This window comes from Janthinobacterium sp. P210006, assembly GCF_036231885.1.
Classification (GTDB): Bacteria; Pseudomonadota; Gammaproteobacteria; order Burkholderiales; family Burkholderiaceae_D; genus Janthinobacterium; species Janthinobacterium violaceinigrum.
This window is the reverse complement of record NZ_JAZARD010000002.1, coordinates 447,799-474,753: the sequence shown is the minus strand read 5'-3', so window position 1 is coordinate 474,753 and position 26,955 is coordinate 447,799. Positions and strand designations below refer to the sequence as shown.

24 protein-coding genes are annotated in these 26,955 nt (G+C 66.4%); 11 read left to right on the top strand and 13 right to left on the bottom strand.

Going from position 1 to position 26,955, the window contains the following annotated elements:
* Positions 1 to 40: 40 nt before the first annotated feature.
* On the bottom strand, positions 41 to 1,132 hold the full coding sequence (gene mnmH / locus VPH41_RS10550; protein WP_328569960.1) for a tRNA 2-selenouridine(34) synthase MnmH: 1,092 nt from the start codon (positions 1,130 to 1,132) through the stop codon (positions 41 to 43).
* A 78-nt stretch (positions 1,133 to 1,210) separates the two neighbouring features.
* Positions 1,211 to 2,353: an FAD-dependent oxidoreductase gene (locus tag VPH41_RS10545; RefSeq protein ID WP_328569959.1), complete on the bottom strand. Its 1,143-nt coding sequence runs from the start codon at positions 2,351 to 2,353 to the stop codon at positions 1,211 to 1,213.
* Between the two features lie 89 nt (positions 2,354 to 2,442).
* Here VPH41_RS10545 and VPH41_RS10540 point away from each other — a divergent pair, with 89 nt between their 5' ends.
* Positions 2,443 to 3,126 carry a TetR/AcrR family transcriptional regulator gene (locus VPH41_RS10540; RefSeq protein ID WP_328569958.1) on the top strand — a complete coding sequence of 228 codons (684 nt, stop codon included), beginning with the start codon at positions 2,443 to 2,445 and terminating at the stop codon, positions 3,124 to 3,126.
* Here VPH41_RS10540 and VPH41_RS10535 read toward each other — a convergent pair.
* Positions 3,123 to 3,812, bottom strand: a complete 690-nt coding sequence (locus tag VPH41_RS10535) for an LrgB family protein (RefSeq protein ID WP_328569957.1) — start codon at positions 3,810 to 3,812, stop codon at positions 3,123 to 3,125. The genes VPH41_RS10540 and VPH41_RS10535 overlap by 4 nt on opposite strands.
* On the bottom strand, positions 3,809 to 4,276 hold the full coding sequence (locus VPH41_RS10530; RefSeq protein ID WP_328569956.1) for a CidA/LrgA family protein: 468 nt from the start codon (positions 4,274 to 4,276) through the stop codon (positions 3,809 to 3,811). The genes VPH41_RS10535 and VPH41_RS10530 overlap by 4 nt, the downstream gene beginning before the upstream one ends.
* A 103-nt stretch (positions 4,277 to 4,379) precedes the next feature.
* Between VPH41_RS10530 and VPH41_RS10525 the strand changes: the two genes are divergently transcribed.
* From VPH41_RS10525 to VPH41_RS10495, 7 genes are all read left to right on the top strand, one after another.
* A complete protein-coding gene (locus tag VPH41_RS10525) occupies positions 4,380 to 5,288 on the top strand; it encodes a LysR family transcriptional regulator (RefSeq protein ID WP_328569955.1) in 909 nt (302 codons plus the stop codon).
* Between the two features lie 26 nt (positions 5,289 to 5,314).
* The gene (locus VPH41_RS10520; protein WP_328569954.1) at positions 5,315 to 6,145 is read left to right on the top strand and encodes a glutaminyl-peptide cyclotransferase; all 831 of its coding nucleotides are present in this window, start codon (positions 5,315 to 5,317) and stop codon (positions 6,143 to 6,145) included.
* Between the two features lie 81 nt (positions 6,146 to 6,226).
* Positions 6,227 to 7,081 carry a hypothetical protein gene (locus tag VPH41_RS10515; protein WP_328569953.1) on the top strand — a complete coding sequence of 285 codons (855 nt, stop codon included), beginning with the start codon at positions 6,227 to 6,229 and terminating at the stop codon, positions 7,079 to 7,081.
* Complete coding sequence (locus tag VPH41_RS10510) at positions 7,078 to 7,725, top strand: hypothetical protein (protein ID WP_328569952.1); 648 nt, start codon at positions 7,078 to 7,080, stop codon at positions 7,723 to 7,725. The genes VPH41_RS10515 and VPH41_RS10510 overlap by 4 nt, the downstream gene beginning before the upstream one ends.
* 281 nt (positions 7,726 to 8,006) lie before the next feature.
* Complete coding sequence (locus tag VPH41_RS10505; RefSeq protein ID WP_328569951.1) at positions 8,007 to 10,031, top strand: ferritin-like domain-containing protein; 2,025 nt, start codon at positions 8,007 to 8,009, stop codon at positions 10,029 to 10,031.
* Between the two features lie 11 nt (positions 10,032 to 10,042).
* Positions 10,043 to 10,966: an MNIO family bufferin maturase gene (gene bufB / locus VPH41_RS10500; RefSeq protein WP_328569950.1), complete on the top strand. Its 924-nt coding sequence runs from the start codon at positions 10,043 to 10,045 to the stop codon at positions 10,964 to 10,966.
* Positions 10,956 to 11,855, top strand: coding sequence for a DNA-binding domain-containing protein (locus tag VPH41_RS10495; protein WP_328569949.1), 900 nt, complete (start codon positions 10,956 to 10,958; stop codon positions 11,853 to 11,855). Before bufB ends, VPH41_RS10495 begins: the two co-directional genes overlap by 11 nt.
* Before the next feature lie 65 nt (positions 11,856 to 11,920).
* On the opposite strand, the gene VPH41_RS10490 is transcribed toward VPH41_RS10495, so the two are convergent.
* The 9 genes from VPH41_RS10490 to VPH41_RS10450 form a co-directional block, all read right to left on the bottom strand.
* Positions 11,921 to 12,169, bottom strand: coding sequence for a DUF3297 family protein (locus VPH41_RS10490; protein ID WP_010398340.1), 249 nt, complete (start codon positions 12,167 to 12,169; stop codon positions 11,921 to 11,923).
* 109 nt (positions 12,170 to 12,278) lie between these two features.
* Positions 12,279 to 12,680: a GFA family protein gene (locus VPH41_RS10485; RefSeq protein WP_328569948.1), complete on the bottom strand. Its 402-nt coding sequence runs from the start codon at positions 12,678 to 12,680 to the stop codon at positions 12,279 to 12,281.
* 11 nt (positions 12,681 to 12,691) lie between these two features.
* Positions 12,692 to 14,464, bottom strand: coding sequence for an ABC transporter ATP-binding protein (locus tag VPH41_RS10480; RefSeq protein WP_328569947.1), 1,773 nt, complete (start codon positions 14,462 to 14,464; stop codon positions 12,692 to 12,694).
* Positions 14,461 to 15,015, bottom strand: coding sequence for a TlpA family protein disulfide reductase (locus VPH41_RS10475; RefSeq protein WP_328569946.1), 555 nt, complete (start codon positions 15,013 to 15,015; stop codon positions 14,461 to 14,463). The genes VPH41_RS10480 and VPH41_RS10475 overlap by 4 nt, the downstream gene beginning before the upstream one ends.
* Positions 15,015 to 15,548, bottom strand: a complete 534-nt coding sequence (locus tag VPH41_RS10470; RefSeq protein ID WP_328569945.1) for a MauE/DoxX family redox-associated membrane protein — start codon at positions 15,546 to 15,548, stop codon at positions 15,015 to 15,017. The genes VPH41_RS10475 and VPH41_RS10470 overlap by 1 nt, the downstream gene beginning before the upstream one ends.
* Entirely contained in the window at positions 15,542 to 16,420 is an 879-nt protein-coding gene (locus tag VPH41_RS10465; protein WP_328569944.1) for an SDH family Clp fold serine proteinase, read from the bottom strand. The genes VPH41_RS10470 and VPH41_RS10465 overlap by 7 nt, the downstream gene beginning before the upstream one ends.
* Positions 16,402 to 17,415, bottom strand: coding sequence for an ATP-grasp domain-containing protein (locus VPH41_RS10460; protein WP_328569943.1), 1,014 nt, complete (start codon positions 17,413 to 17,415; stop codon positions 16,402 to 16,404). Before VPH41_RS10460 ends, VPH41_RS10465 begins: the two co-directional genes overlap by 19 nt.
* Before the next feature lie 77 nt (positions 17,416 to 17,492).
* Entirely contained in the window at positions 17,493 to 17,684 is a 192-nt protein-coding gene (locus VPH41_RS10455) for a hypothetical protein (protein ID WP_328569942.1), read from the bottom strand.
* Between the two features lie 228 nt (positions 17,685 to 17,912).
* A complete protein-coding gene (locus VPH41_RS10450; protein ID WP_152280931.1) occupies positions 17,913 to 18,101 on the bottom strand; it encodes a hypothetical protein in 189 nt (62 codons plus the stop codon).
* 335 nt (positions 18,102 to 18,436) lie between these two features.
* Between VPH41_RS10450 and VPH41_RS10445 the strand changes: the two genes are divergently transcribed.
* The 3 genes from VPH41_RS10445 to VPH41_RS10435 all read left to right on the top strand — a co-directional run bounded on the left by VPH41_RS10445 (position 18,437) and on the right by VPH41_RS10435 (position 26,845).
* The gene (locus tag VPH41_RS10445) at positions 18,437 to 18,817 is read left to right on the top strand and encodes a hypothetical protein (RefSeq protein WP_328569941.1); all 381 of its coding nucleotides are present in this window, start codon (positions 18,437 to 18,439) and stop codon (positions 18,815 to 18,817) included.
* A 7-nt stretch (positions 18,818 to 18,824) separates the two neighbouring features.
* Positions 18,825 to 19,160, top strand: a complete 336-nt coding sequence (locus VPH41_RS10440; RefSeq protein ID WP_152280933.1) for an immunity protein Imm33 domain-containing protein — start codon at positions 18,825 to 18,827, stop codon at positions 19,158 to 19,160.
* 86 nt (positions 19,161 to 19,246) lie between these two features.
* On the top strand, positions 19,247 to 26,845 hold the full coding sequence (locus VPH41_RS10435) for a glycosyl hydrolase family 18 protein (protein WP_328569940.1): 7,599 nt from the start codon (positions 19,247 to 19,249) through the stop codon (positions 26,843 to 26,845).
* Positions 26,846 to 26,955 lie beyond the last annotated feature (110 nt).

Here is a 26,955-nt window from a genome sequence, read left to right as displayed (position 1 = left end):
CGTCATCCTGCTCAAAAAGGTCATTGAAAGCTGCGCCGGCTTACGCGGCGCTGGCGGTACGGTTGTCGCCGACGATAGCACATAATGCGCGCGCGGCTTGCTCAAAGGCATGTTCTGAAATGTCGGGCAAGTGCAGCGGCGTCGCCTGGGCGTAGCGGCTGAAGTTGCGGGCGATCGATTGCCGGTAGACGGGGTCGTAATGCTGCACCAGTAATTCTTCCACCAGCTCGGCCATGCGGCCCGCCGTCGCCAACTGCTGCCAATGGGCAATTTTCTCCTTGCCATGCAGCTGCGTCAACAGGGCCAGCTGCACGTTCAGGCGCGCCGCATCGGCCACGTAATGTTCGTAATCCTGCATCAGCAGCTGCACGCGCTGCTCCGTGGCCAGCTGCACGTCCGTGCAGGCCGCCGCGCGCATCTTGTCCATCAGCGCGTCGGGCACGCGCAAGCGGCCCACTTTCTTGCTTTCGGACTCGATGAACACGGGCAACGCAGGGTCGAAATGGCGCAGCTGCTGCCACAGCGCGCTTTCAAACGCCTTTTGCGCAGGCTGCTCGGCCTCGGGCAAGCCGCCCAGCACGGAGCCGCGGTGGGCCGCCAGTTGCTCCAGGTCGATCACTTGCGCGCCTTGCCGGTCCAGCACTTGCAGCAAACGGCTCTTGCCGCTGCCCGTGGGGCCGCACAGCACGTTGATGAAATCGAATCGGGCGGGCAGGGTGGCCAGCTCCGCGTTCACGTGGCGCCGGTATTCCTTGTAGCCGCCGTCGAGCTGCGTGACGGGCCAGCCGATGCGCGCCAGGATGTGCGCCATGGCGCCGCTGCGGTTGCCGCCGCGCCAGCAGTAGACGAGCGGTTTCCAGTGCTGCGGGTGGCGGAGAAAGCCTTCCTCGATATGCCGCGCGATATTTTTCGCGATCAGCGCCGCGCCCAGCTTCTTTGCCTCGAAGGCGCTCGTCTGCTTGTACAGGGTGCCCACGCGCACGCGTTCTTCATCGTCCAGCACGGGCAGGTTGATGGCGCCCGGCAAGTGGTCTTCCGCGAACTCGGACGGGCTGCGCACATCGATGATGGCATCGAACTCGCTCAGGCGGGGCAGGATGTCGCTGAAAGGCAGGACTGCAGGGTATTTCATCGTGGCGCGGCTGCTTGGAATGGGGAAAGACGTATTATCCCCGATAAAGGCCGCCGGCGTGGGGGCAAACGCCGCCCCTTACGCTTCCCGCGCCTGGCCGCCGTCCTGCATGGCCGTGAAGAACCGGACCAGGCTGTGCGGTGCATCGTCGTCCAGGCACAGGCGCAACACGCGTTCCGATTCCGCCGCGGCCGCGCTGCTGCGCGCAAACAGCACCGTTTCATACGCCAGCAGGGCCGCTTCCGCGTCGCCCCGGTGCGCGGCCAGCGCCTGCGCCAGCTCGGCGCCGTCCAGCATGGCCAGGTTGGCGCCTTCGCCGGCCGGCGCCATCAGGTGGGCCGCATCGCCCAGCAAGGTCGCGCCCCCCACGCGCTGCCAGCGGTGGTCAACGGGCAGCATGTGCACGGGACGGGGGACGGGCGGCGTGTCGGCGTCCGTGATCAGGGCCGTGAGCGCGGGCGCCCAGCCGGAAAATTCCGCGGCGATGCAGGCCCGGGCGGCGGCGGGATCGGCAAAGTCGATGCCGGCCAGCCAGCTTTCGGGCTTGCGCAAGGCCACGTATGCATGCAGCACGCCATCGGCTTCGCGGTGGGCCTGGATGCCCTTGCCAGGCGCCAGCGCGAACAGGGCGCCGGCGCCCACGGCTTGCGCGCTGGCCCCGTGGCGGCGGTCGCTGTCGAGCAGATACGTCTCGATGAAGGTGATGCCGCTGTACGCGGGCTGCGCGCTGGAGAGCAGGGGCCGCACCCTGGACCAGGCGCCGTCCGCGCCCACCAGCAGCTCGCTCGTCACGGTGGCGCCATTTGCAAAGCCCAGCATGTGCCGGCCGCCGCCCAACGTTGCGACGCTGGCCAGCTTGTGGCCCCAGCGCACGGTACCGGCCGGCAGCGCGTCCAGCAGCAGGCGGCGCAGCTCGCCGCGCGGCACTTCGGGACGGCCGCCCGTGCCATCGTCCCCTTCGTCGAGCAGCACCGTGCCGTGCCGGTCGAGCACGCGGCTCGCTTCGCCGCCCGCATGGATAAGGGCGCGGAACGCGTCATGCAGGCCCGCCGCCTTGAGCGCGCGCTGGCCGCTGTCCGCATGAATGTCGAGCATGCCGCCCTGGCTGCGGGCCTGCGGCGACGCATCCGCTTCATACACGGTGGCGGCGATGCCGTGGACGTGCAGCACGCGGGCGAGCATCAGCCCGCCCAGGCCTGCGCCGATGATGGCGATATGCATGGTGATCCTTTAAGGTGGTTTTAAAATGGAACTGGAACGACGTTCCACAAGAATTTTGCGGCACGCCGGCATCTGTGTCAAGATAAGCGATGCCCGATACCGTAGCGACCCCACCACGACGCGCTGACTCGCTGACGCGCGACACCATCATCGACGCCGCCATTGCCCTGCTCGACACGGCCGGCGAGGGCGGCCTGACCTTCCGCGCCCTGGCCGCGCGCCTGGCCACGGGGGCGGGCGCCATCTACTGGCACGTGGCCGACAAGGACGATTTGTTTACAGCCGCCAGCGACGCCATCGTGGCCCGCGCCATGGATGGGGCGCCGCACGGCGATACGCCGCAGGCTGGCATCCGCGCCGTGGCGCTGGCCATGTTCGAGGCCATGGATGCGCATCCGTGGCTGGGCTCGGCCCTGTCGCGCGCGCCGGGCCAGCTGCCCACCGTGCGCATCCTCGAGCGCCTGGGCCGGCAGGTGGACGCGCTGGGCGTGCCGCCGGAAGGGCAATGGCTGGCGGCATGCACCCTGTTGAATTATTTGCTGGGCGTGAGCGGACAGAATGCAGCCAATGCCGCCATCGCGCGGGAAAAGGGGCTGGAGCGCGCGCATTTCCTCGACACCATGGCGGGCGTATGGTCGCGCCTCGACGCGCAGGCGTTTCCATTTGCCCGCAAGGTGGCAGGGCAGTTGCGCGCGCACGACGACCGCGAGGATTTCCTCGCGGGCATCGACCTGATCGTGCATGGCATGCAGGCGCTGCAAGCGGACCGCTAGCCCAGCAGATGCCCCAGCAGCGGCGCCAGCAGCACCGTCACGACGCCGGAAAAGATCATCGTCAGGCTGGCCACGGCGCCTTCTTCCGTGCCCACCCGGCGCGCCACGGACAGGCCGAAACCGTGCGCGGCCGCGCCATACGGGGCGCCGCGGGCGATGCGCATGCGCAGGGGCAGCAGTTTCAGCAGCGGCTTGCCCAGCATCAAGCCAAACAAACCCGTCATTACCACGAAGATGCCCGTCAGCTGGGCCGAGCCGCCCATGTGGCGCGACGCTTCCAGTGCGAACGGCGTGGACACGGAGCGGGCCAGCAGGCTGCGCGCCATGTCGCCGTGCACGCCCAGCAGCCGGTCCAGCAGCAGGGTGGCGGCGACCGAGGCCACGATGCCGGCGCAGCTGCCCAGGCTCAGGGCCAGCCAGTGCTTGCGGATCAGCTTGCGCTCCTGGAAGATGGGCAGCGCGAACGCGACCGTCGCCGGGCCCAGCAGCCACGGCAGCCAGCGCGTCTCGCCGAAATACGTGGCGAACGGCGTCGAGGTCGCCTGCACGATGACGATCAGGATGGCCGAGGTGCAGATGGCGGGCGTGAGCAGGAAATGCGGGTGGCGCTTGTGCAGCGCCTGGTTGGCATAGAACAGCACCAGGGTCAGCAGCAAAAACAGCAGCGACAGGACCAGGGTATTCATGCGGCCGTCCTCGCCGCGCGCTGGCGCCGCAGTCTTTGCAGGCGCAGCTTGCGTTCATAGCGGCACACCCATTCCACGGTCAAGGCCGTGGCCAGCATCACACTGGCAAAGCCCAGGCCGATATTGAAGAACAGCATCAACCCCTGCGCCTTCAGCAGTTGCGTAAATTGCACCACGGACACCACCAGCGGAATGAAGAACAGCAGCATATTGGCCAGCAGCCAGTTCGCGCCCAGTTCGATGGCGGCGGGCCGTACCCAGTCCGCCAGCAGCAGGGCCACCAGCGCGAACAGGCCCACCACGCCGCCGGAAAACGGCAGGTGCAGGGCGGCGGCGGCTGCGTCGGCCAGCCACCAGGCAGCGATCAGCACGCCCACCTGCCACAAGGTCTGCGCCGGCTGGCGCCAGGCGGGGGCAGGCATCCGGGAGACGGCGGCGGGGTGGTGCAGGACGGGGGCTTTCACGGCGGACTCTCAAACGGCTGGGGGAAGGCTTCATTGTAGGGACCCGACATCAAAAGATAAAATGACTTAAACTCATGATCATCATTCGATATTGGAATGCATCATGGATATCCGCTCCCTGCGCTACTTCGTCGAAGTGGTCGAGCAAAACAGTTTTACGCGCGCGGCCGCCAAGCTGCACGTGACGCAGCCGACCGTGAGCAAGATGATTGCCCAGCTGGAACAGTCGCTGGACCTGGCCTTGCTGGACCGCGCGGGCAAGCGCTTTACCCTGACGGACGCGGGCAAGGTGGTGCTGTCGCGCGCGCATGAATTGCTGGCCCTGCACGGGGAACTGAAGGTGGAATTGCGCGACCTGCAGCAGATGGAGCGGGGCGAGCTGCGCGTGGGCGTGTCGCCGCAGACCCATTCCACCCTGGCGCCATGGCTGGCCGAATACCACCAGCGCTATCCGGGCATCGAGCTGAAAATGTACGAGAGCGGCACGCAGGCCATCGAGCGCGACTTGCGCACGGGCACGGTGGAGCTGGGCACCATGCTCGACTATCCGGGCAATGCGGCCACCTGGCAGGATTTCGAAGCCTTGCCCCTCTTGCGTTCGCCCCTGTGCCTGCTGGCCGCGCCCGGCTCGCCGTGGCAGGGCCGTTCCTCCGTGGCCCTGGCCGAGCTGGCCGATAGCCCCTTCATTTTCTATGGCGCCGCGTTTGCCCTGAACGACATCGTGCAGGATGCCTGCCAGCGGGCCGGCTTTGCGCCGCGCATCACGGGCCGCAGCGGCCAGTGGGACTTCATTGCCTCGCTGGTGCGCTTGGGCGTGGGCATCTGCCTGCTGCCGAAGATGTATTGCGACACCCTGGAACAATCGCAGTTTGCCGTCATTCCCCTGGCGGGACCGACCGTGGAGTGGAATCTGATGCTGGCCTGGCGCCGCGGCGGGCGGCTGTCGTTCGCGGGGCGCGCGTGGCTGGACCTCGTCAGGGCACGCATGGCGGACGCGGCACGTTTACAATAGGCGCTCGCCAACTTCCGCCCGACCAGATGAACATCAACGTCAATGCCAAGGTTACAGCCAAAATCAAACGTACCGCCGGCTCGCTGCTGCTGGGATTGTTATGCACCGTGGGCCTGATGAGCGAAATGGGCTACGCCCAGGCCGCGCTTCCCGTATATGGCTATTTCGTCAAGAATACCTATCCGCACGATCCCCAGGCCTTCACGCAGGGCTTGCTGTTCAAGGATGGCCATCTGTATGAAAGCACGGGCCAGAACGGCCAGTCCTCCTTGCGCAAGGTGGAATTGACGACGGGCAAGGTGCTGCAGAAAAGCATGCTGGACAAGAATGTGTTCGGCGAAGGCATCACGGACGTGGGCGACGAAATCCTGGGCCTGACGTGGATTTCGCAGACCGGTTATGTGTTCGACCTGAAGACGTTCAAGCTCAAGCGCAAATTCAGCTACCAGGGCGAAGGCTGGGGCCTGGCCAGCGATGGTCATTTCGTCTACATGAGCGATGGCACGTCCGCCATCCGCGTGCTCAATCCGAAAACCATGGCCGAGGTGCGCCGCATCGAGGTGAAGGCCGAGGGCCGTGCCATCGACCGCCTGAATGAGCTGGAAATGGTCGACGGCGAACTGTTTGCCAACGTGTGGGGCGCGGACGTGATCGCCCGCATCGACCCGGCCAGCGGCAAGGTCGTGGGCTGGATCGACCTGACGGGCTTGCTGCCGCCCGAGCAGCGGGGCACGGCCAATCCCGACGCCGTGCTCAACGGCATCGCCTGGGATGCGCGCGGCAAGCGTTTGTTTGTCACGGGCAAACTGTGGCCCAAGCTGTTCGAGATCGAACTGATCGAAATCCAGCGTCACTGATGTTTCCTATCGGACAGTGTTGCTGACGAGGAATCGTCTATGATGCGGTTCCTTCGCCTTGCGCGACCCTTGCAGGATGCCATGCTGTCTCTTCCTTTATGCCGTTTGGCGGCCGCCGCCGGCTTGCTTGCCGCCGTCTTGCCCGCCGCACAGGCGCAAACACCATACGTGCCCGTGATGAAGCAATACGGCGACTTTGTCGTCACGCGCGACCGCCACGACCCGCTCGTCAACTTGTCTTTCCGCAAGCACGGCTATTGGCCCGGCGGCGCACGCGAAGTGGTGGAAGTGCGGCCCCTCAAGGCCACGCGCGATGGCCAGCCCATGCTGCTGGCCTTTACCAAGGGCTATACGGGGCAGGGGACCATCCTGATCGGCGTGCAGAACGGCGAACCGTTGATGCGCCCCGTCAGTCCTTTGCGGCGCGACGACATGGTGCGCACGGAGCGCGACCCCGAATGGGGCGTGCCGCAGCCGGGCCGCAGCGAAATACTGCTGTTTGCCCGCGACGGCCGCGCGCTCGACACGGACTCGGGCGAACTGCTGTGGTTTGACATGCCGGGCATCGTCACGGGCGATTACGCGCCCGCCATGCTGGTCTCCGTCTCGCCCGACAGCCGGCGCGGCGCCTATCTGGTCCGCAGGGCGACCAGCGTGGAGGTCGTCGTCGCCACGCGCGACGACGGCGTGGCAGGCGTGCTGGCCTTGCCGCCCGACACCTATCAACGGTGGCTGAAGCCCTTGTCGCAGGCCGCTGCCGAGCAGGCGGGCGCCGCCATCAAGGCGCGCCAGGGCCGCACGGATTCGAACCGCATCCAGCGCGAGCTGGAACTGGCCTGGTTCGGCCAGCAATTTCAATGGAAACAGGGCAAGAACGGCTTGCAGGTGACGGGGCTGGGCCTCAGTTCCGTGCCGCCCGAGGGGGAACAGCCATGAGCATACCGAGACTGATCGCCGGCTGCCTCGCCGCCTCTGTGCTGGCCGGCTGCGTGCACGGGGAAATATTCGCCCAGGATTATCTGGCGCAAGACATCGACAAGCAGCAAGCCTTGCTGGAACTGGACGTGGTCTTCGGGCAAGCGCCCGATGACAAGCTGACGTCGCGCGTGACGGCCCGCAATACCGTGGAATACACGGGCGCGCCGCATATCGTCGTGCCGTTTTACCAGAAGGGACTCGGCTTCGACCAGGGTTTTGCCGGCACCTACATGTTTGCCGTGCCCTATCCGATCGCCAAGGTCGAGACGGCCACGGCCAGCAGCCGCGTCTTCGGCCAGAAACTTGACGGCCAGCAGCAGGGCAGCCCCCGCTACCGCTTCCGCGTGCCGGGCAAGGCGCAGTGGAACAGCAATGAGACCTTCATGCTGGGCTTTGAGCGCAAGGGCCGCCGCGAAGAAATCACTTTCCGCTTCAGCAACGAGCAAAGCTGCCCGTCCGCCTTCCTGGCCACCACGCCTATCTACGGCTTTGCCATCAAGGTGGTCGCCACGTTCAAGGATAACAAAGGCTGCCTGAAAGTATGCGACAGCCGCGACCAGTGGCCCGGTTTCTGCGCGTTCCTGCCGCCGCCGGGCACCTGACTTGCATCATGCAAGCCACGGGCCGGCGCTTGCCGGCGCCGTGCTTATACACGCGCGCGTTTTGCCGATTCTATTCAATTGTCATCGAATGGCCGCGTACAACGGCTATTTTCATGGCGAAAGGCAGGCTGGACTGACGCACAACCATGCCTGGGCCAGCGCATAAATCTTGCCGCAAAAATATCTTTCTCAAGCGTATGATTTCCTTGCCGTGAGCAGCGCACGCAGATGGCGCGTCCCGGCCCGATATCCGAAACGCATCCTTCCTGTGGAGAGACAGAATGAAAATGCCCGTTCTAGGCAGCACCCAGCCAGCCATCACCAGGCGCCCCCTCGACATGCTGGACACGGACAAGGCCGCCGTGCGCGCCATCGCCCAGGCGGCCGTCAGCGTCGAACTGTTCACCATTCCCCTGTACATGGCCACCATGTACTCGATCCATGGCACGCACCAGATCAACTCGAAAGGCATCACCTATTATGAGGGGCGCCAGTGGCCGGGCATGGGCACCACTGCCCGCCCTGAACTGAAGGAGCAAAAGGCGTTCAACGTCATCTTCAGCGTCTTCATCCAGGAAATGCTGCATTTGCAGATGGCGGCCAACCTGGCCACGGCCATCGGCACGGCGCCGTGCTTCACGGGGTCGGAGCTGCAGTCGCAGGACCACGGCTGGACCTGCTATGGCACGCAGTGCACGGTGATCCCGCACATCGTCGACTTGCAGGACACCTCGGGCTACCGCCACGTGCGCGTCAACCTGGAAGAATTGAACAGTAACCAGTGCGACCTGTTCCTCGCCATCGAACAGCCCGAAGAGCAGGCACGGGCCCAGCTGGCCGAGTTCGACAAGCACAACCACACCAAATATTTCCCCGAAGTGCCGTTCGTGGGCTGGACGCCGGGCAAGCACGTGCAGGACCTGCCCCTGTTCGGCACCATCGGCTACATGTATGAATGCTATGCGCGCTACATCAGCATCGAATACGCGGATGGCCAGACCCTGTGGCAAAAGCTGTTCGTCAACGGCTCGGTGCAGCAGGATATGTTCAACAGCCAGGTGCAGGGCCATGCGCGCGCGGAATTTCCCAAGTTCGACACCTGCTTCGGCCCGCAAGACCAGGATGGCGGCCAGACGGGCTCGTTCAACAAGGCCATCGACATGATGGCGGCCATTACGGACCAGGGCGAGGGCAGCGAAGCGGCCATCCGGCGCTACCGGCGCGACGCGGCGCAGCGCCTGATGGCCGTGCAGCCCGACTACCGCGAAGACCTGGCCGCCTTGAAATGCGATTATCCGTCGTACGCGAACAATGGCAAGGATGCGGAATCGCGCGACGCGCAAGCGCGCCACGACAGCGCGCCGTTCGACCATTACGAGCGTTTCGGCCAGGTCAAGGCCATGCTGCCGGTAAAAACCTGGGCCAGTTGGCACGGCGAGGGCCAGCGCTGGACCGAGGCCATGCTGACCAACGAGCGCTATAACCCGGCCACCGCGCCAAAGAACATCCCTGCGCCCGCCGCCGTGGCAGGCGCCCTGAACCGCCTGAAGGACGCCAGCGGTACCCTGCAGATGCTGAGCACGGTCGCCACGGGTGCCATCTACGGCATCACTTCCGTGCTGGACAAGTACTGGCTGAACCAGGACCTGGACTTCCCGTATCCGTCGATGGTGGGCGCGGGCGACCGCATGGCCATCTGCTGGGCCGTGCTGGGCCAGGCGCCGAACCTGGCGACGGGCGTGCCGCTGGCCGAGAAAAGCGTGCTGTACCACGCCTGCCAGGGCATGCACCTGGAGGGCGAGGCCTCGTCCACCTGCGCCGCGCTGGCCGTCTACCACACTTGCCGCGGCTCGAACGGCTGCCATGCCCAGGGCGGCTGCGGCTTTGCCCAGGCCGACACGGGCGGCTCGTCCTGCGGCCACTCGGTCAAACTTGCCGCGTCGCCCGGCACGCCGTGCTACGTGCCGCCACCGCCGCCGCAGCCCGACAAGGTCTACAGCGCGCCCAGCGACAACAAATGCGGCGGCTTCGGCGGCTGCGCCGTGCCGATTTCGGCCTCGCAGCTGTATCCGAACACGACGGGCAAGGAACCGCCCGAGCCTGCCACCATGACCCTGTACGATTTCGGTCCCGCGCCCGACCACCGCAGCATTGCGCTGGGCCAGACCATGAGCTTTGCGCTGGGCGACAATGTCTACGACAAGGCCTGGGAAGCCTACGGCAAGGTGATGGCGGCGCGCGGCACGCCGGTGGGGGCACCGCCGCCGCCCACCGACCTGCGCCTGGCCTTGCCGCCATCGACCTGATGCCGCGCGCCATGCATGACGTGCCGCCGCGCCTGGGCCTGCCGAACCTGGGCCTGGGCGTGGGGCTGCGTCCGCCGCACTATGCGGACATCCTGCGCCACGGGCCGCAGGTGGACTGGTTCGAGATCATCAGCGAGAACTTCATCGACAACCATGGCTATGCGCGCCATGTGCTGGAGCAGGTGGCGGCGCAGGTGCCCATCGTCATGCATGGCGTCTCGCTGTCGATCGGCAGCAGCGATCCGCTCAATCTTGCCTACCTGCGTCAGCTGCGCCAACTGGCCGGGGAGATACGCCCCGCGTGGATTTCCGACCACCTGTGCTGGACGGGCGCCGCCTCGCTGAACAGCCACGACTTGCTGCCGCTGCCGCTGGACGAGGCCAGCCTGCGCCACGTGGCGGGCAGGGTGCGCCAGGTGCAGGAGTTCCTGGGCCGTCCCCTGGTCCTGGAAAACCCCAGCAGCTACGTGGAATTTACCCAGTCCAGCATGCCGGAGTGGGAGTTCCTGGGCCGCCTGGCCGAAGACACGGGTTGCGGACTTTTACTGGACGTCAACAATGTCCACGTTTGCGCGCATAACCATGGCTATGACGCGGCCCACTACATCCGCCAGCTGCCGCACGCGCACATCGTGCAGATCCACCTGGCCGGCCCCACCGTCTGCGGCGCCGTGCTGATCGACACCCACGACGCCCCCGTGCCGACCGCCGTGTGGCGCCTGTACGCGCTGGCGCAGCAGTTGACGGGCGGCGTGTCGGCGCTGCTGGAATGGGATGCCGACATCCCCCCGTACCCGCAGATGCTGGCCGAACTGGGCAAGGCGCGCGCGGCAGAACGGGGAGAATTCGCCGATGCGGCGCCCGCCATGGCCGGCGCTGCGGGCGCCGTATCGGCGCCGCTGGGATTTCACCTGGAGGCTGCCCATGCACCGTAGCGCCGCCGGCAGCGAGGTTGACGTAGCTGAAGACGGCGCTGGCGACGCCCCCGTGCCGCTGGCGCAACTGCAGGCGTGGTTCCTGACGGCGATGACGGCGCCGGGCGGCGCGGCGCGGGGCGCCCAGCTGGCCGGCGAACGCCATGGATTGACGCAGGAGCAAGTGCTGAAACGGGCCAGGGGCGGGCCGGCGCCGCTGCATATCCATGCGGACGGCTATGTGCAGCGCCTGCTCGAATGCCTGCAAGCCGACTATCCCGTCTTGCGCAAGGTCATGGGCGACGAGCTGTTTGCGTTCTTTGCCCGCGCCTATGTCTGGCGCTACCCGTCCGCCTCCGCGACCTTGCATGACCTGGGCGGCGGCTTTGCCGATTTTCTCGCCGCCAGCCAGCGTGACGCCGGCGAACGGCAGGAGGCCTTGCGTTTCCCCGTGGAACTGGCGCGGCTGGAACGGGCGCGCAGCGAGGCGGGCAGGGCGCCCGGCCTGGAAAAGCTGGCGCCGCCCATGCTGCCTTCCGGCCTGGAGTTGCTGCTGGGACCGTTGCAGCAATGGCGTCTGGCGCCGTGCGCGCGGCTGCTGGCCTTGTCGTTCCCCTTGTGCGACTACTGGCAGCAGGCGCAGGCCGCGTCCGGCGACGCCGTGCCGGCCCAGCCGCAGGCCAGTCCCGCTTTTGTTGCCATTTCACGCATGCATTACCGGATCGTCATGCAGGAGCTGCAGCCATGGCAGTTTTACTGGCTGCAGGCGCTGGACGGCGGCGCGCCGCTGGCGCAGTGCGCGCGGCAGGCGGCGCACGCGGGCGGCAGGACGCTGGACGAGGTGCAGGCGGACGCCATGCTGTGGCTGCCCATGGCGGCCGCGGCAGGGCTCGTCAGCAGCCACGCCTGAGCGAAAAGCGGCGGACGCAAAAAAGGCCGATGAAAATCGGCCCCGATGACGGCTGAATGTGTTGCTTAGCGGTAAAACGCTTCGACTTTGCCCTTCAGCTTGATCTGCAGCGGACGGCCACGGCGGTCCAGCGACTTGGTGGAAGCGACCTTGATCCAGCGTTCGCTGATGCAATATTCTTCCACGTCAAGACGTTCCTTGTCGTTGAAGCGGATGCCGACGTCGTTCTCGAACACGGCTGCAACGTGGTAAGGGCTGCTGGGGTCGATCGACAGGCGATCGGGCAATGGGGGTAAGGTGGTGGTATCGTTCATGGGCGTAATTATCGCCCAGAATGCCGATCCAGACAACGGGGTGCGCATGCTTATCTGGCGGCCCGCGGCGCGGCGCCCCGCATTTCCTATATCCGCCGTCGTTCCGCCCCTACAGATGCCGTGTTTCCTGCGGCGGCACATTCCACTCGTCATGCATGCCATCGACAAAGGTGACGGGTACCTGGGCCAGTGTGGCCGCCGACACGTCGTCCAGGCAGTTGACGCCGATGCCGACAAACGCTCCGCTGCGGGCGGAGTCGCCGCGGCCGAACAGGCGCACGCCGCAGTGGCGGCAAAAATAGTGGCGTTCGCGGCCGGCACCGAAGCGGTATTCGCTCAAGTCCGCCTCGCCGGCCAGCAGGCGGAAGGCCGTGGCCGGCACCTGGCTGGCCCAGCAGCGGATTTTCAGGCAATAGGAGCAGTTGCAGCGCAGGCTGGGCGCCGCGAGGTCGATCTCGGCCGCGAAGCGCACGGCGCCGCAGTGGCAACTGCCATGACAGGTTCTTTTCATCGTGTCCTACTTTACAGCGTTGCCGTACTGTCATGCAACTGCTGGAATTGCGACAGCTGCTGCTGCATCAGCCGCGCATACTGGCCGCCCGCGCGCAGCAGCTGGGCGTGCGTGCCTTGCTGGCAGATCCTGCCATTGTCCAGCACGATGATGCGGTCCGCTTTCACGATGGTGGAAAAGCGGTGGGCGATGATGATGGTGGTGCGCCCCTGCATCAGGGTATCGAGGGCGCGCTGCACCAGCTGTTCGCTGGCCGCATCGAGCGCGCTGGTGGCTTCATCGAGGATCAGGATCTTCGGCGCGCGCAGGATGGCGCGGGCAATGGCGATGCGCTGCTTCTGTCCGCCCGACAATTGCACGCCCCGTTCGCCCACCAGGGTCTCGTAGCCGTCCGGGAAGGCCGTGATGAAATCGTGCGCATGCGCCAGGCGCGCCGCCGCCAGCATCTCTTCGCGCGTCACCTGGCGGTCCGGCACGGCAAACGCGATATTGTCGGCGATACTGCCGGAAAACAGGGCCGGTTCCTGCTCCACCACGGCCATCTGGCGGCGCAGCTGCGCCACGCCCAGCACGCGCGCATCGATGCCGTCGAACTGCAGGCTGCCCGCGTCGGGCTGGTAGTGGCCCAGCACCAGGCTGGCGATGGTGGACTTGCCCGCGCCCGAGGCGCCCACAAGGGCGATCTTTTCGCCCGCGCGGATGGCCAGGCTGACGCCGTCGAGCGCCGTGACCTGCGTGCGCTCGGGGTAGGCGAAACGCACTTCGCGCAGCGCGATATGGCCCGCCAGCGGCGGCTGCGGCGCCGATTCGGGCACGGGACGGTGGCTGCGCAGGATGTCGAAGATGCGGTCGGTCGACCCCATGGTGCGCATCCAGGTGTTCCAGAATTCGCTGATGGAGCCGGCCGTATCCGTCACCATGCTGGCATAGATGACGAAGGCCGTCAGCTCGCCCACGCTCAGGCGCCCCTGGCCGATCAGGTGCGCGCCGAAACACAGGGTGGTCAGCAGGGCAACGAAGGCGAGCAGCCCCTGCGCTCCCTGGAACACGGCCAGCAGCCGCGTGCCGGCCAGGGACACGTCCAGCAGTTGCCGCATGGCTTGCGCATAGCGGGCCATGGCGCCGCCCTGCTGGTTGAACGCTTGCACCAGGCGCGCATGGGCAAAATACTCCTGCGCCACCTTGCCGCTGGCGGCCAGGCTGGCGGAAATGGCCCGTGCGCGCAGCCGGTAATTGCTGCCAGACAGCTTGCCCAGATACAGGCTGATGGGAATGAACAGGGCCAGCGGCAGGCTCAGCATGGGCGACAGCTGCAGCAGCATGGCGATGCCGCCCACAAACACGCACAGCGAGCGCAGGGCATTGGCCGCGCCGATGGTCAGGCTTTCATGCAGGGCCGACACGTCGGACGTGAGCCGGCTGTTCAGCTCGCCGCCATGGTGCTTGTCGAAAAAGGCGATGGGCTGGTTGATCACCACGTCGAACAGGCGCCGGCGCACCCCCATGACGATCATGTGGCCGCCCGATTGCAGCAGGTAGAAGCGCGCGGCCGAAGCCAGCGCATACAGCACGCTGAAGGCCAGCATGGCGGCCACCATGCCCGGCGTGACGCCGCGCTTGGTGAGGGCGGCCACGTTGTCGATGAAATAGGCGATGGCTTGCGGGAAGGCCAGCTGCGCGCCCACGGTGAGGGCCATGCACAGCAGGCCGGCGGCGATGCGCCAGCGCACGGGATACAGCAGGCGCAGGCGTTCCAGGTGGGGAGCGATGTTCAGATGGCTCATGCGGCGCGCTCCTGTGCCGGTTCGGCGTTTAATTGCCCGACGAGGGCCAGCCAGTCTTCGTCGCCGATCAGGCCGGCCGCTTCCACCTGTCCCTGGTAATTGACAAAGACATACGAGGGCGAACTCATCAGGGGATTGACGCGCCGGTAGTCGCGCAGCGCAAGGCGCGCCGTGGCCGCCCGCAGGCTGTTGCTGGGCAAGAAGGCGCGCAAGCGGCGGGGCGGCTCTTCGCTGAGCAGCCACAGGGCCAGGCCCGCTTCGCGCGCCAGCGGCATCAGCTGTTCGACGCCGGCCAGCTTTTCCCCGCATTTCGGGCAGCGGCTGGCCAGGAACAGCAGCACGGTGGCCTGGCCGGCCGCGCCCGGCTGAAATGGGGGGCTGCCGTCCAGCGGACGGGCTTGCACGGCAGGCAGGGGCTCACCCGGCACCAGCGTCGCCGGCGTGATACGTTCGCGGCGGCTGGCGCGCAGCACGGCCAGGGTCAGCCAGATATTGCCGGCGACGGCAAACGCCAGCGCCGCCAGTACCCATTGCAATGTGGTGGAATCCATCAGTCGGCCTTTGCCAGGGTGGCGATGTCGTGCAGGGAAATGGTGGCCACGCACACGATGGCCGCCAGGCCGGCGGCCAGTACGCTGGTGGCCATGGACAGAGCCGCCCCTGGCGCAAAGGCAAAGTAGGCGCCGTTGATGCCGACCACCAGCACGTTGCGCAGCAGGTCGTACTGCGAGACGGGCCGCGCCGCTTCGCCGAAGCAGCTGCAGCGCACCACGCTGTGCGTGAAATAGCGGTAGGCGAGCACGGCGGTGAGCGTGCCGAGCAGCAAGAACGACAGCAGCATGGGCAGATCCGCGCCGCCGGCCAGCAGCCAGCCGGCAAGCAGCAGCTCGGCTGCCACCAGGGCCGGTGCCGCCACCGTGGCGGCGGCAGGCGGCACGCCGAACGAGGTGGCCAGGTTGTTGCGGAAGGCGCCATAGCTGCGCAGCTTGCCCACGCCCGCCGCCAGCAGCAGCCAGGCGATGCAGCAGCGCGCCACCTGGGGCAGCAAGGCAGTCAAGGACGGGGCCAAAAGCGGCGTCAGCATGCGCACTCCGCTGGCGTGCTCCATACGGGCGCGTAGCCGCCCGGACGCTGGTGCCGCAGCTGCACGCCGTCGCGCGAGGCCAGCAGGGCGTCCGTCCATGGTTCGTCGGGCGCGCTGCGCAGGGCGCCTCCTATGCTTGCCTGCAATTGCGTCGAAATGGCCCAGCCCAGCCGTTCGGCGTGGGCATCGCGCGCCATGTTCAGGCCCAGCCGGGCCAGTTCCTCGCGCGTCAGCGCATAGTTATGCGAGTGGTAGCCCGTCACCAGCTGGGCGACGATGGCGCGCCGCGCCTCGGGTGTGGCATCGGGCAATTGCCAGGCCAGCAATTCCTCGCCGATCTGCGCCAGCTCCAGTGTGGTGCGGTAAAAGGCCGTCAGGGAAGGGGGGAAGATGCTGCCGCACAGCAGGGACAGCGATTGCTGGCGCGCGTCGGCTGCATCCACGCCGAACCATTGCTGCGCCATGTCGCCGAAGACCTTGATGTCGAGGCTGGAAAAGGCGCCGCCGTCCGCGCCTTCGAGCTGCGGGTCGATGGGCGAGAACAGGGCCAGGTCGCCGGCGATGATGTCATCCGCGCCCAGGGCCAGCAGGGTGGCCGCCGACTGGCAGTGGAAGGGTACGATAAAGCTCAGGTGGCGCGCATGCTGGCGCAGCAGAATGGCGATGCGGCGCGCCGCGTTGACGATGCCGCCCCGTCCGTGCAGCACCACGTCGAGCCGTGCCACGGGACCGATTCCCTGGCACAGCTCGTACAGGGCGGGCAGCAGCTCCATGTCCAGGTGCGAGGCGGCCAGCACGATGGCCCGGCTGTCGCGCTGCTGTTCCAGTTCGCGCAGCCGCAGCGGGAGCAGGCTCAGGTCTGGCTGTGGCATAGCGCTCCTTCGATCAGGGTGTCGGCCACGCATTCCAGCATGGGCAAGGCGGGCACCAGTTGTTGTACATATAAAAATTGACCGACAGGATTGTTTTCCAGGAAAACGTATTCGCCCTGGGGCGTGACGATCAGGTCCAGCGCGCCGTATTCGAGGCCATAGCTGTGCACGAAATCGAGGCAGCGCTGCCGTATTTCCTCGGGCAAGGCCGCCGCTTCATAGCGGATGGGGGCCGACATGTCGCGCGAATCGATGGCCGTGCGGGCATCGTCCTGGGAATACAGGCAGGCGGCAAACAGCTGCTTGCCGATGACGGTGATCCGCAGCTCGTATTGCTTGGCGATGTATTCCTGGAACTGGCAGCTCAGTTCGCCGACGGCGTCGAGGTTTTCCAGCATGGCGTCGTCGACGATGGTGGTGCCGATGCCGCCGCTGATGCGCTCGGCCGCATCGACGGTCTCGGCGGCCAGGCTGGGCGTGGACATGCTCTTGAAAATGATGGGGCCGCCAACGGCGCTGCGGAAGGCGCGCACGTCGTCGGCCACGTTGCTGATCACGGTGGCGGGTACGCGAAAGCCCATGCGCGCAGCCCGTTCCAGCTGTTCGCCCTTCCATTGCGCGCCGCGCAGGGCCAGAGGATGGCTGAGCCAGTAGCAATCGAGTGTGTACAGCACGCTGAAGATGGCTTGCTCCGTTTCCAGCTGTGCATAGGCGCGTTCCTGCGGCGTCAGGTTGGCGCTGGCATAGGCATAGTCGGCGGCCTTGCGCAGCCAGACGGCGCCTACTGCGCGCAGGTCCAGCCAGTCGCCGTCGGGCAGGCGGCGCAGCCGGGAGCGGGCCTGGCCGTCCAGCAGGCGCTGGCACAGCTGGTAATCGCGGGGAAAGGCGTCGAGATCGATACGGAAAGGGGCATGGCCGCGCTCGGCGAGGATGGCTTCGACCAGGTCGGCGTGCAGGTCGCCGCTATGGCTGATAATCAAAACCTTTTTGTGCATGTAGGGAGCCTGCGTAAGGGAAGATGAAAAAGCCTTGCCGTGGCAAGGCTTTCAGCTGGCGCAAAGGTCAGCAAAGATCAGCAAAACTCTCCGCCGTCGCTCGAACCGATGCGCGAATAGCGGTATTGCTCTTCGCTGTCGACTGCCGTGCAGCCGGCCACGGCGACACCATCGCGCACCTTCCAGGGCGCAGGAAGGACCGGTTTTTCCTGTTCTTTCTTTTCTGCCAGCTTGAATGCGAACAATTTTGTTTGATTTTGCTTCTGCATGTTTTTATCCTCTTGTGATGGTTAACAGCCGCTGCCGGAAAATGGCGTGCATTTCAAATGCCTATTTCAGGCCAATATTGCATCAGCGAATGGCCGGCCATTTTGGAAATACGATATCCCGCATATGAATCCGGCACGCACGCAATAGCCGCGCCGCAATTCGCGCCAGTTTTAATGGATGGGATGGTATGCAACCCCGCGCCAGGCGGGGTGAATGCGCCGCGAGTATCAGCAATACTGGCCGCGGTCGTTTGGCTGGAAGCGCGAAGAATCGCGGTACTGGTCATTGGTACCGACTGCGGTGCAGCCGGCCACGGCGACGCCGTCGCGCACTTTCCAGGCGGTGGCGGGCACTGCCGGTTTTTGTTCCTGTTTCTCAGCCAGTTTGAATGCGAACAATTTTGGTTGGTTTTGCATTGTACTATCCTCTTGTGATGGTTAAGTACTGCTTGCGTTGTATGCCATGGTATATGGCCATTCGATATTAGCGCCGGAATAAATAGGCGTCAACTTGAAAATGAATCGTATTTACGATTATCTTCCGCAGATACTCACCAAATGTCACGTGGAATAAAAAGTTATTGCGGTGCGATAAATAATCATGGTGCGGTTTTAAATGAGCGGAAGGCCGATTGATTATTGCGCTGCACTATCGCGGTGCATGTGGGCGATTATCATGGCAAACGCAGCGCCAATGCCAGCCGGCACGCACTATAATGGCGCCTGTTGAATGGATAAGGCAGGAGTGAGCTATGGAAATGGCCTTGACGGACAGCCTGCGGCAGCAGGCATATGCGCAGGCCGCCGCCTTCGTGCGGACGCTGGACCGGCGCGATCCTGTTGCGCTGCAACGCGACTGGGGCCTGTCGCCGGGCGTGGCCGACGAGATCGTCGACATGCTCGACAGCTATTTTGCGGCCAACGAAGCGCTGTCCCTGGCGCCGCTGGAGCAGGCCTTCGTGCCGGGCAAGGGCGGTCGTCCCGCCGTCGACGTGTACGCCACCGATGCCGGACCGCTGGGCCTGGAATGCCTGCTGCTGGCCGATGGCAAGCGGGGCGAAGCGACCTTGCACCTGGAAATGTCCAATCACGATGGCGCGCTGCGCCTCCACTACCACTACATCGGATCCTGAAAGCGATATGACTGCATCGATCAGCGCAACACAGCAACGTATCTGCGACAAGTTCGGCTTGCCGGCACAGGCGCCCGAGCCCATGGTGGCCCTGGCCATCGGCAGCCTCGATCAATCGCCCATCTACGGCACGCGCATCGAGCTACCGGAAAACGGCACCATCAGCTGGTTCATCCACTGCGGCCAGCACGACGACGCCAGCGGCTTTTACCAGCCCCTGCACGCGGAGCACCTGCAGGAGATGCTGCCGCAGGTGCTCGACTACCTGGCCTTGCCCAGCGGCGCCAAGTTCATCCTCGACCGGGAAGGGTATGAGGACGTGTGGCTGGAAGGGCAAGAGTAGGCCGCCGATGTAAGTTTTGCTCAGTTTTAAATATTGCCCGTGGCATAGACTTTCATTTCCTTAATCTCCCTGGAAACGGAGCCGAGATGAAAACGTCTACCGCAGAATACGGATTGAAATGGCAGTTCCACAAGCGTAACGGTGTCGACACGATCGTGTTGCTGAACACCAGCCAGCAGGAGCTCGCTATTGCCAAGCTGGAAATTACCATGAATATCGCCGTCGGTACCGTCACGGGCAAAAACAGCCTCGACGCCATCATGACGGCGAAAAAGATCGACGAGAGGGATTGGCCGCAGAAGAAGGAAGAGTATTTCCTGGCCGAGATGAACAAGCACGAAGGCATGCTGGACGAACAGGCGCTGTTCGCCACGGACGAGTTCTTTGCGCCATGGGGCGCGCTGGCCTCGTCGGAAGAGCATCCGGCGGAATATACGCGCATGGCGATCAGCAAGGCGGGCGGCTATGCGGCCGTGGTCAGCGTCGGCACGGAACAGGCGGGCCGCCTGGCAATGAGCGGCATGCCGGAATTTGTCTACCAGGTGCGCTACCTGCGCAAGCCGGCCGTGATTCCTGCCAACCTGGGCCGCGACCTGTCGTATGTCAGCAGTTTCAAATACCTGGTGTGCCGCTCCTCGATCGATGGCTTGACCCGATTGCCTGGGATCCGCGTGCAGTTTGACGGCAGCAACGACTGGCTGGACGTGCCGCTCGACCTGCTGCAGGCCAGCATGGGCGACAAGCGCAGCCGCGTGATCGACCAATCCTGCCGCGACCTCGTGACGGCCGCCGCCTTTTCGCGCCGCTCGCTCGGCTATTACGCGAACTATTTCGGCTACCAGCGCGACGTCTTCATCCGCGACGTGCCGTTCCAGAACATCAATGAATTGTCGTACGGCATGTTCACGATCAATCAGGATGGCACGCCCGCCAGTTCCGACCACTGGGGCGACGATTGGCAGCTGTCCTCGCTGCAATTCATGAAGCAGCTCAATCCCGACCTGAAAGTGCACCTGATCGTGGGCGGCTGGCCCAAGGTGCTGGAATTCGAGGTGTGCGACTGCTTCAGCGTGCGCGAAATGCTGGAATCGGCGTCGCGGACCGAGCCGCTGAACAAGGATGCCACGATCAGCGTGTACCGCATCCGGCAAGGGCAGGCCGTGGTCGAAATGTACTATCGCCTGTGGGCGCCGCTGACGATGAACGGCAGCGTGGTGCAGCCCAGTGCGACGCCCACCCGCTTTGCCTGGTCCACGGTCCTCGTGCCCACCTACCTCAATAACCTCTGGGCCAATGTGGGGGGCGCCATCGGCAGCGAGACCTTCGGTTCGGGCGCGCGCAGCGCCTATCGGCCGGACGACAGCGTGCGCATCCAGTTTGCGCTGGCGGCCGCGCTGCAGCAGAAGATCCAGCCTGCCGCCGAGCTGTTCAGCATGGTCGGCAACGACCCCGTCAAGGCGCAGCGCTTTGCCGAGGCCATGGTGCAAACCGTGGTGTTGATGGGCTTTGACGGCATCGAGATCGACTGGGAGTATCCGGGCAAGGACGACGGTCCCGCCTACGTGCGCATCCTCGAGGCGCTGCGCGCCGCCGAGGCCAACGCCAGTTTCAATCCCGACAAGCGCAGGATTTACCTGGGCATCGCTTCGCCGGCCGCGGCGGCCAAGATCCGCCTGATCGACAGCGGAGATGTGCCGTCCGGCAGCGACACCTACTGGCGCCCCATCGGACGCCTGGTCGACACCATCCACATGATGACGTATGACTACGGCGGGCCCTGGCTTACCTATTCGGACTTCAACGCGCCCATGCTGCCAGCTTCGGACGCGGGCGCGGGCGAACAGCCGAGCGGCGTGCGCGAGACGCTCGCCACCATGCTGGACTACGCCGACCGCCTGTGCTTCACGCGCCAGCAGCTGTCGCTGGGCTTGCCCATCTACGGGCGCGGCGTGAAAGTGGTGCCGGAAGCGGGCGCCCAGCGCGATCCGGACGCGCGCCTGGGCATCAATTGCCGCACGGACGGCCCAGCCGAAGGGCAGTTTTCCGACCAGCCCGGCACCTATCTGTACAGCCATATCGCCGGGCAGATGAAGCTGGGCAGCCGCTCCGACAAGTTTCCCAATTTCGTGGCGCCCGGCCTGCACCCGAAGGCGCGCGCACCGTATCTGTACGTGCCGGCGCGCGATGGCCAGCCGGCCATTTCCGTGACGTATGACGACCCCGCGTCGATACGCGAGAAGATCCGCTATGCCAAGACGGAATCGCTGGGCGGCGTCATGGCCTGGGATCTGTCCGGCGACTTGCCGGCCAGCGACCCGCGCTCGCTGCTGCGCGCCATCGGCGACGAACTGCGCCAGGAACGCCCGGCTGCGCAGCCTGAACTGCTGGCCTTGCCCGATTCCAGCCTGTACCGGCGCGCGGCCAGGGAAGGCACGGCACTGCCGGCCCGGCCCCTGTGGAGCGCGGGCCGCGACTATGGCGCGCCGCTGGCCAGCCGCGACATGGCGGTGAGCGCCGAGGTGCTGGCGATGGCGGCCCTGCCGGGCGGACGCCTGGCGCTGGCCCTGGCGGACGGCGCCGTGCAGATCATGGCGCCCAACCGCGCCGTCGCGCCGTGGGAGTGGGAAGCGCGCGCCGTCTGGCACCTGGCCGCTCCCGTGGTCGCGCTGCTGGCCTTGCCTTCGGGCCGCCTGCTCGCATTGCAGCAAAATGGCGAGCTGGCGCGCATCGATGCGCAAGACGGCACGACGCCCGTGCAGCGCATCGCCACGGGGCTGGCGCCGCAGGCGGGCAGTTTGCTGGCCGGCTGGGGCGAACAGGCGCTGTGCTTTGACGGCGCGGCGCTGCGCACCGTCACGGCGCCGGCCCTGCGCGAGCAGGCTTGGCAGGTGTCGCCGCCCATGCCGCTGGCGGCAACGGCGCTCGTCGCGCTGCCGGGCGGTTTGCTGCTGAGCGGTGCGGCGCGCAGCGCGGAGCTGCCATCGGTGGCCTTGTGGAAGATCGATGGGGGCAAGCTGGCCTTGCAGGCGGCCGTGCCCCGTTCCGGCAGGGAAGACTGGGGCGCCATCGCCTTCTTGAGCGCCTTGTCCGACGGTTCCGTGGCGGCCCTGACGGCAAATGGCAATTACCAGGCCTACGGCCCGGCGGCGTTGCAGCCGGAACGGCCGCAGGCGGCCACCTGGGCCGCGCTCAGCGACGGCGAGCAGGTGGGACGCGCGCTGCTGCCGCTGCCGCAGGGCGGCTTTGTCAGCATCAGCGACGGCGCCTACATGTTCTGGGGCCGGCGCGGCAGTGGTTATGTGATGCTGCAGCGCCTCAGTTCCAGTCGTTCGGCCGACGCGGCCGCCGTGCTGGACAACGGCGACGTGGTGATCGCCAAGGGCCGCGCACTGCGCTACCTGGCGGCGCGCGGCTGGCCCCGTGCGCAGGCGGGCCTGCAGTCCAGCTGGAATTGGCGCGACGGCGACGACGGCCGTTCCTGGCTGCATCATCTGGCTGCCGCCGGCAACCAGGCCGGCATGGCGCAGGCACTGGCGCAAGGCGCGCCGCCCGAATTGCAGGCCACCGATGGGGCCAGCGGCGCCCAGGAAAGCCTGGCCGAAACGGCCTTGCGCGCGCAGCACTGCGCCATCGTGCCCCAGCTGACGGCCGCCGGTGCGCCCTTGTGGAGCGGCGGCAACGCCGAACGCACGAGCGCCTTGCTGAACGAACCCGTGCTGGCCGCCTTGCTGCCGCCGGAACTGCTGGCCAGCACGCCGTATCTGCTGCCCGACCTGCCGCTGGCGGGCGCGCCGATCGCGCCCGCGACGGCGGCCTTCCTCAGCGACAATCCGCGCATCGCCACCCTGATCGCTACGGCGCTGGCGCCCGTGCTGCCGGAGACGGCGCGGCAAGTGCAGCACCTGGTGCAGGATTACGCCATCGATGACGCCTTGCTGGCGGCCGCACGCGGGGAGGGCGATACCTGCCTGATGCATGTGCTGGTGCCCGACGGCGCCCGGGCCGACGATTGCAAGCAGGCCGAGGGCGTGGGCGAGGATTTGCGGCAGGTGCTGGTGCAGCTGCTGGGCCAGCGCCATGCGGACCCTGACGCCTTCATTGCCGCCATCGATGCCATCTGGACGGCGGCGGACAAGGTGCGGCCGTGGCGCCGCCAGGAATGCCGCCAGCTGGTGGCCGCCGCCGCGCGGCCCAAGCGCCCCGACGCCTACCGCGTCGTCAGCGAACCGGCCGTCTACGAGCAGGCGCTGCTGCATTACGCCGCGCTGGTGGAGCTGGGCTGGCCGGCGCCTGCCGGTGAACCGCAGGCAAGCCTGGCCCAGCGCGCGCCGGCCCACTATCGCATGCTGATGCAGGCAGGCCGCGATGCCCTGACGCCGAACGGCTGGGACGATCCCGTGCTGCGCACCGACCTTGCCAAGCGGGCCTTGCCGAACGAAGTGACGGCCTTGCTGGTGATGGCGCCGTGGATGGCCGCGCCCATGGGAGCGGCTGCCGATGCGCTGATCGGCGGCATGGGGACGGCCGTGCGCGCCTATCACCAGCAGGAACTGGACGCGGGCCGCCTGGTCGTGTCCGACCTGGCGGCCGTGCAGGACCCGTACACGGCCCTGGGCGAATTTTCCGGCGGTCCGGCCATGGCCGGCCTGGCCATGCAGCAATTGCTGCTGTGGTCTTGCACGACGCCGCAGGGAGCCGTCCTGGCCTTGCCCGCCGCGGCCGCCTTTCTGGCCCTGCGCGCGCCCGCGCCGTGGATACCGCAAGGCGATGTGAATGCCTATGCGCAACAGTGGTTCAGCTGGGCGGAAGATCCGCCGTATCTGGCGCAGGACCCGGTGGCGCTGCCGGAACAGACGGACGCCGTCACGCCGCTGCCCGCGCGCAGCAGCAATGCCCCCGTGCGCCGCGTGCTCGACCCGGCCGACACGTCTCCCGTGCCCGGCATCGACGAGGAAGCCAGCCGCCGGCGGCGCCTGGAACAGAGCGTGCGCGCCACGCAGATGAAATTCATGGTGCAGACGTGGCAAAACAATATGCTGGTCGACAGCAAGCTGCAGGCGCAGGAAGATGAGCGCCTGCTGAAGAGCCCATACACGGCGCGCATCGACGAGCTGACCCGCAACGCGGCCCAGGCCGATGCGACCCTGAACAATACGCGGGCGCGCCGCGAGCTGGTCAGGGACCTGGAAAACAAGCCGTTCAGCTTGTCGGCGGCCGAGCTGCGCAAGGCGGGCATCGACGTCAAGCTGCCGGCGGGCATGAGCGAAGACCAGCGCTTGCCCGACGACCTGTACGACGACGCGCTCGAGCACGAGCATGTGCGGCTCGACGGCGTGGAAAAGGACGCGGTGGCCGCGCGCAGCAAGGCGATCGGCGAAGTCGACAGCCTGCGCCGCAAGCGCGACATGGACCCGCAGCGCCTGCGCCAGCTGGAGCAGCAGGCCAAGCTCAAGGGGCAGCTGGAGGCGGCCCAGCGCAAGATCAGCAAGATGCAGGATTATGCGCTGCTGGCCGACAGCATCGCCCATTACGGCGCTTCGGCGCTCGACTGGCTGCACGACAAGGGCGTGATTTCGGGCAAGTTTGCGGAAGTGGCCAAGACCATACTGACGTGGGCAAACCGCATCGTGCAGATCGGCATCGCCGTGGCCACCATCGCCTATGGCTGGAAACAGATGCGCGCCATGCAGGGGCTGGGCTCGATCGGCAAGGGCGGCGACAGCATTTCCATGATGTTTTCCATCGGCATGGCTGCCTTCAATATCGTGCAGTGCGCCATTTTCGGCCCGCCGCCCGATCCGATGGAGGAAATGTACAAGGCCTTGAGCAAGCAGATCGAAGCGGTGGGCAAGGCCTTGCAGGAAAGCCTGGCCGCCATGTCGCAGCAGCTGGCGTCGATGCAGGCCGGCATCTACAACCGCCTGGACGGCATCGAGGACAAGATCGACGGCCTGGGCCGCGAACTGGGGCGCCAGATGGCGGAACTGTCGGCGCAGATGGACGAAGGCTTCGCCGCCGGCCGCGCCGAGACGCGGCAAGCCACGGGCCAGGTGCTGCTGGCCATGCAGCGGGGCTTCGACAGCGTCGAGCGCCGTTTCGACCTGATCGAGGACAGGCTGGGCAGCGATTTGCATTACCTGCAAGAAATGATGACCGTGAGCCTGATGGACGACTATGCGACGATGGACATCGCCATCGCCAATGCCGAGACGGAAAACCTGCACGCGGCGACGGCAGCGGCGGCCGACGGCCCCCGCCTGGCCGACGACCCCGCGCGCCTGGCCGATTACCGCAACCGCCTGGTGAACGGCGTGCGCAACAAGCTGCTGGGCTTGCCGCGCCGCCGGCTCGAGGACACGCTCGACAGCAGCTGGCTGCAGACCTGGCCGCTGCCGGCCGGCGTGGCGACGCGACAGGCGGGGCAGGTGAGCATCAACCGCATCGGCGACTGCCATGATTTCTATGTGCGCCGCAGTACGGGGGCGGAGGAAGCGAGCCAGCGCGTGTATTTTTCTGCCGCCTATGGCAAGACGGTGGCCAGCCGGCTGCTGTGGGTGTCCGAACACCTGATGCAGTTCTCGGACCATCCGCAGGGCATGATTGCCGACCTGGATGAACTGATCGTGGCACCGTCGGAAACGCTGCAGGGCTTTCTCAGTGACTTTGCCGACAACCAGCCGTTCCTCGACGGCTTGATCGATGACTACGTGCAGGCGCTGGCCGGCCTGGCAGCGCGCTGCCGCGCCATCATTCCCGTGCAGGGCAGCCAGGATTGGCGGCTGCCGCCGGGCCGGCTGGGCGACGCGGCCTTGCTGCATGGCTTGATGTTCGACGCCGTGCCCGTGCTGGACCTGGCCGAGCTGGAAATGGAAAGCGTGGCCGCAACGCAACTGGCCGAGCGCGCCAGCCACCTGGGCAGCCTGTCGCGTTTCCTGACCAGCCCCAGCCTGGGCTGGCGCGCCGTCAAGCTGCAGCGCGTGCTGGCCGTGGCCCACGTCCTGCGCGTGGCCGACCTGTCGCTCGTCAGCGACGAGGGGCAAGTCACGCTGTGGGTGGCTTTCCGCGGCGCGCGCCAGCCAGTGGCGCAGCTGCGCCTGGTGGCGGGGCAGGTGGTCGACAGCCAGTTGCTGATCATCGGCAATAGCCTGCTGGTGCAGATCCAGCGCGCCATGCACCCCGTGCAGCAGCGCTGGATCGCGCAGTACAACGGCCGCATCGGGGCCGATGCGAAGGCGGAACTGGCGGCGCTCGACGGCAGCGTGGCGCGCCTGATCCAGTTCATGGCGCTGGCGGGCCTGGCCGAAACGGCCATGTCGGAAACGCTGAGCCTGATCTGGACCTCGGGCCGCCTGGCCGCCTATCTGTCCAGCCAGGCCAGCCTGGCCAGCAGTGGGCAAGGCAACCAGTTCAGTCCGCCCGTGGCCGCCATGCTGCAGGCAGGCCAGCTCAGTGCCGATGCGGCGCGCGCCCGCTTGCGCGCCACCCTGGCGGCGCGTGCCGGCCGCCAGGCGGACGACGTGGGACGCGATCCCCTGGTCGACCGCTTGCGCCAGGAAACGCATGCCTTGCTGGAACGCGCGCTGGCGCACCGCGCCATGCTGCAGCGCTGCGTACTGCCGCCGCTGCTGGGCGCGCTGGACCCTGAACCGGCGCCCAGGCGGCAAGGGGAGGGCGCCCTGACCTAGGCAGGCAGCTTGCTGCGCGTATATACATTTATTTGCAATAGTGCTATTTTGCAATAGTGGCCCGTCGGGGCCGCCATGCGCCGCATGTCCGGCTTGGCTGGATATGCGGC

Excerpts from the sequence above, each read along its gene's own strand:
- mnmH (WP_328569960.1), bottom strand. The coding sequence starts at position 1,132 with ATGAAATACCCTGCAGTCCTGCCTTTCAGCGACATCCTGCCCCGCCTG.
- VPH41_RS10545 (WP_328569959.1), bottom strand. The coding sequence starts at position 2,353 with ATGCATATCGCCATCATCGGCGCAGGCCTGGGCGGGCTGATGCTCGCC.
- VPH41_RS10540 (WP_328569958.1), top strand. The coding sequence starts at position 2,443 with ATGCCCGATACCGTAGCGACCCCACCACGACGCGCTGACTCGCTGACG.
- VPH41_RS10535 (WP_328569957.1), bottom strand. The coding sequence starts at position 3,812 with ATGAATACCCTGGTCCTGTCGCTGCTGTTTTTGCTGCTGACCCTGGTG.
- VPH41_RS10525 (WP_328569955.1), top strand. The coding sequence starts at position 4,380 with ATGGATATCCGCTCCCTGCGCTACTTCGTCGAAGTGGTCGAGCAAAAC.
- VPH41_RS10520 (WP_328569954.1), top strand. The coding sequence starts at position 5,315 with ATGAACATCAACGTCAATGCCAAGGTTACAGCCAAAATCAAACGTACC.
- VPH41_RS10515 (WP_328569953.1), top strand. The coding sequence starts at position 6,227 with ATGCTGTCTCTTCCTTTATGCCGTTTGGCGGCCGCCGCCGGCTTGCTT.
- VPH41_RS10510 (WP_328569952.1), top strand. The coding sequence starts at position 7,078 with ATGAGCATACCGAGACTGATCGCCGGCTGCCTCGCCGCCTCTGTGCTG.
- VPH41_RS10505 (WP_328569951.1), top strand. The coding sequence starts at position 8,007 with ATGAAAATGCCCGTTCTAGGCAGCACCCAGCCAGCCATCACCAGGCGC.
- bufB (WP_328569950.1), top strand. The coding sequence starts at position 10,043 with ATGCATGACGTGCCGCCGCGCCTGGGCCTGCCGAACCTGGGCCTGGGC.
- VPH41_RS10495 (WP_328569949.1), top strand. The coding sequence starts at position 10,956 with ATGCACCGTAGCGCCGCCGGCAGCGAGGTTGACGTAGCTGAAGACGGC.
- VPH41_RS10490 (WP_010398340.1), bottom strand. The coding sequence starts at position 12,169 with ATGAACGATACCACCACCTTACCCCCATTGCCCGATCGCCTGTCGATC.
- VPH41_RS10485 (WP_328569948.1), bottom strand. The coding sequence starts at position 12,680 with ATGAAAAGAACCTGTCATGGCAGTTGCCACTGCGGCGCCGTGCGCTTC.
- VPH41_RS10480 (WP_328569947.1), bottom strand. The coding sequence starts at position 14,464 with ATGAGCCATCTGAACATCGCTCCCCACCTGGAACGCCTGCGCCTGCTG.
- VPH41_RS10475 (WP_328569946.1), bottom strand. The coding sequence starts at position 15,015 with ATGGATTCCACCACATTGCAATGGGTACTGGCGGCGCTGGCGTTTGCC.
- VPH41_RS10470 (WP_328569945.1), bottom strand. The coding sequence starts at position 15,548 with ATGCTGACGCCGCTTTTGGCCCCGTCCTTGACTGCCTTGCTGCCCCAG.
- VPH41_RS10465 (WP_328569944.1), bottom strand. The coding sequence starts at position 16,420 with ATGCCACAGCCAGACCTGAGCCTGCTCCCGCTGCGGCTGCGCGAACTG.
- VPH41_RS10460 (WP_328569943.1), bottom strand. The coding sequence starts at position 17,415 with ATGCACAAAAAGGTTTTGATTATCAGCCATAGCGGCGACCTGCACGCC.
- VPH41_RS10455 (WP_328569942.1), bottom strand. The coding sequence starts at position 17,684 with ATGCAGAAGCAAAATCAAACAAAATTGTTCGCATTCAAGCTGGCAGAA.
- VPH41_RS10450 (WP_152280931.1), bottom strand. The coding sequence starts at position 18,101 with ATGCAAAACCAACCAAAATTGTTCGCATTCAAACTGGCTGAGAAACAG.
- VPH41_RS10445 (WP_328569941.1), top strand. The coding sequence starts at position 18,437 with ATGGAAATGGCCTTGACGGACAGCCTGCGGCAGCAGGCATATGCGCAG.
- VPH41_RS10440 (WP_152280933.1), top strand. The coding sequence starts at position 18,825 with ATGACTGCATCGATCAGCGCAACACAGCAACGTATCTGCGACAAGTTC.
- VPH41_RS10435 (WP_328569940.1), top strand. The coding sequence starts at position 19,247 with ATGAAAACGTCTACCGCAGAATACGGATTGAAATGGCAGTTCCACAAG.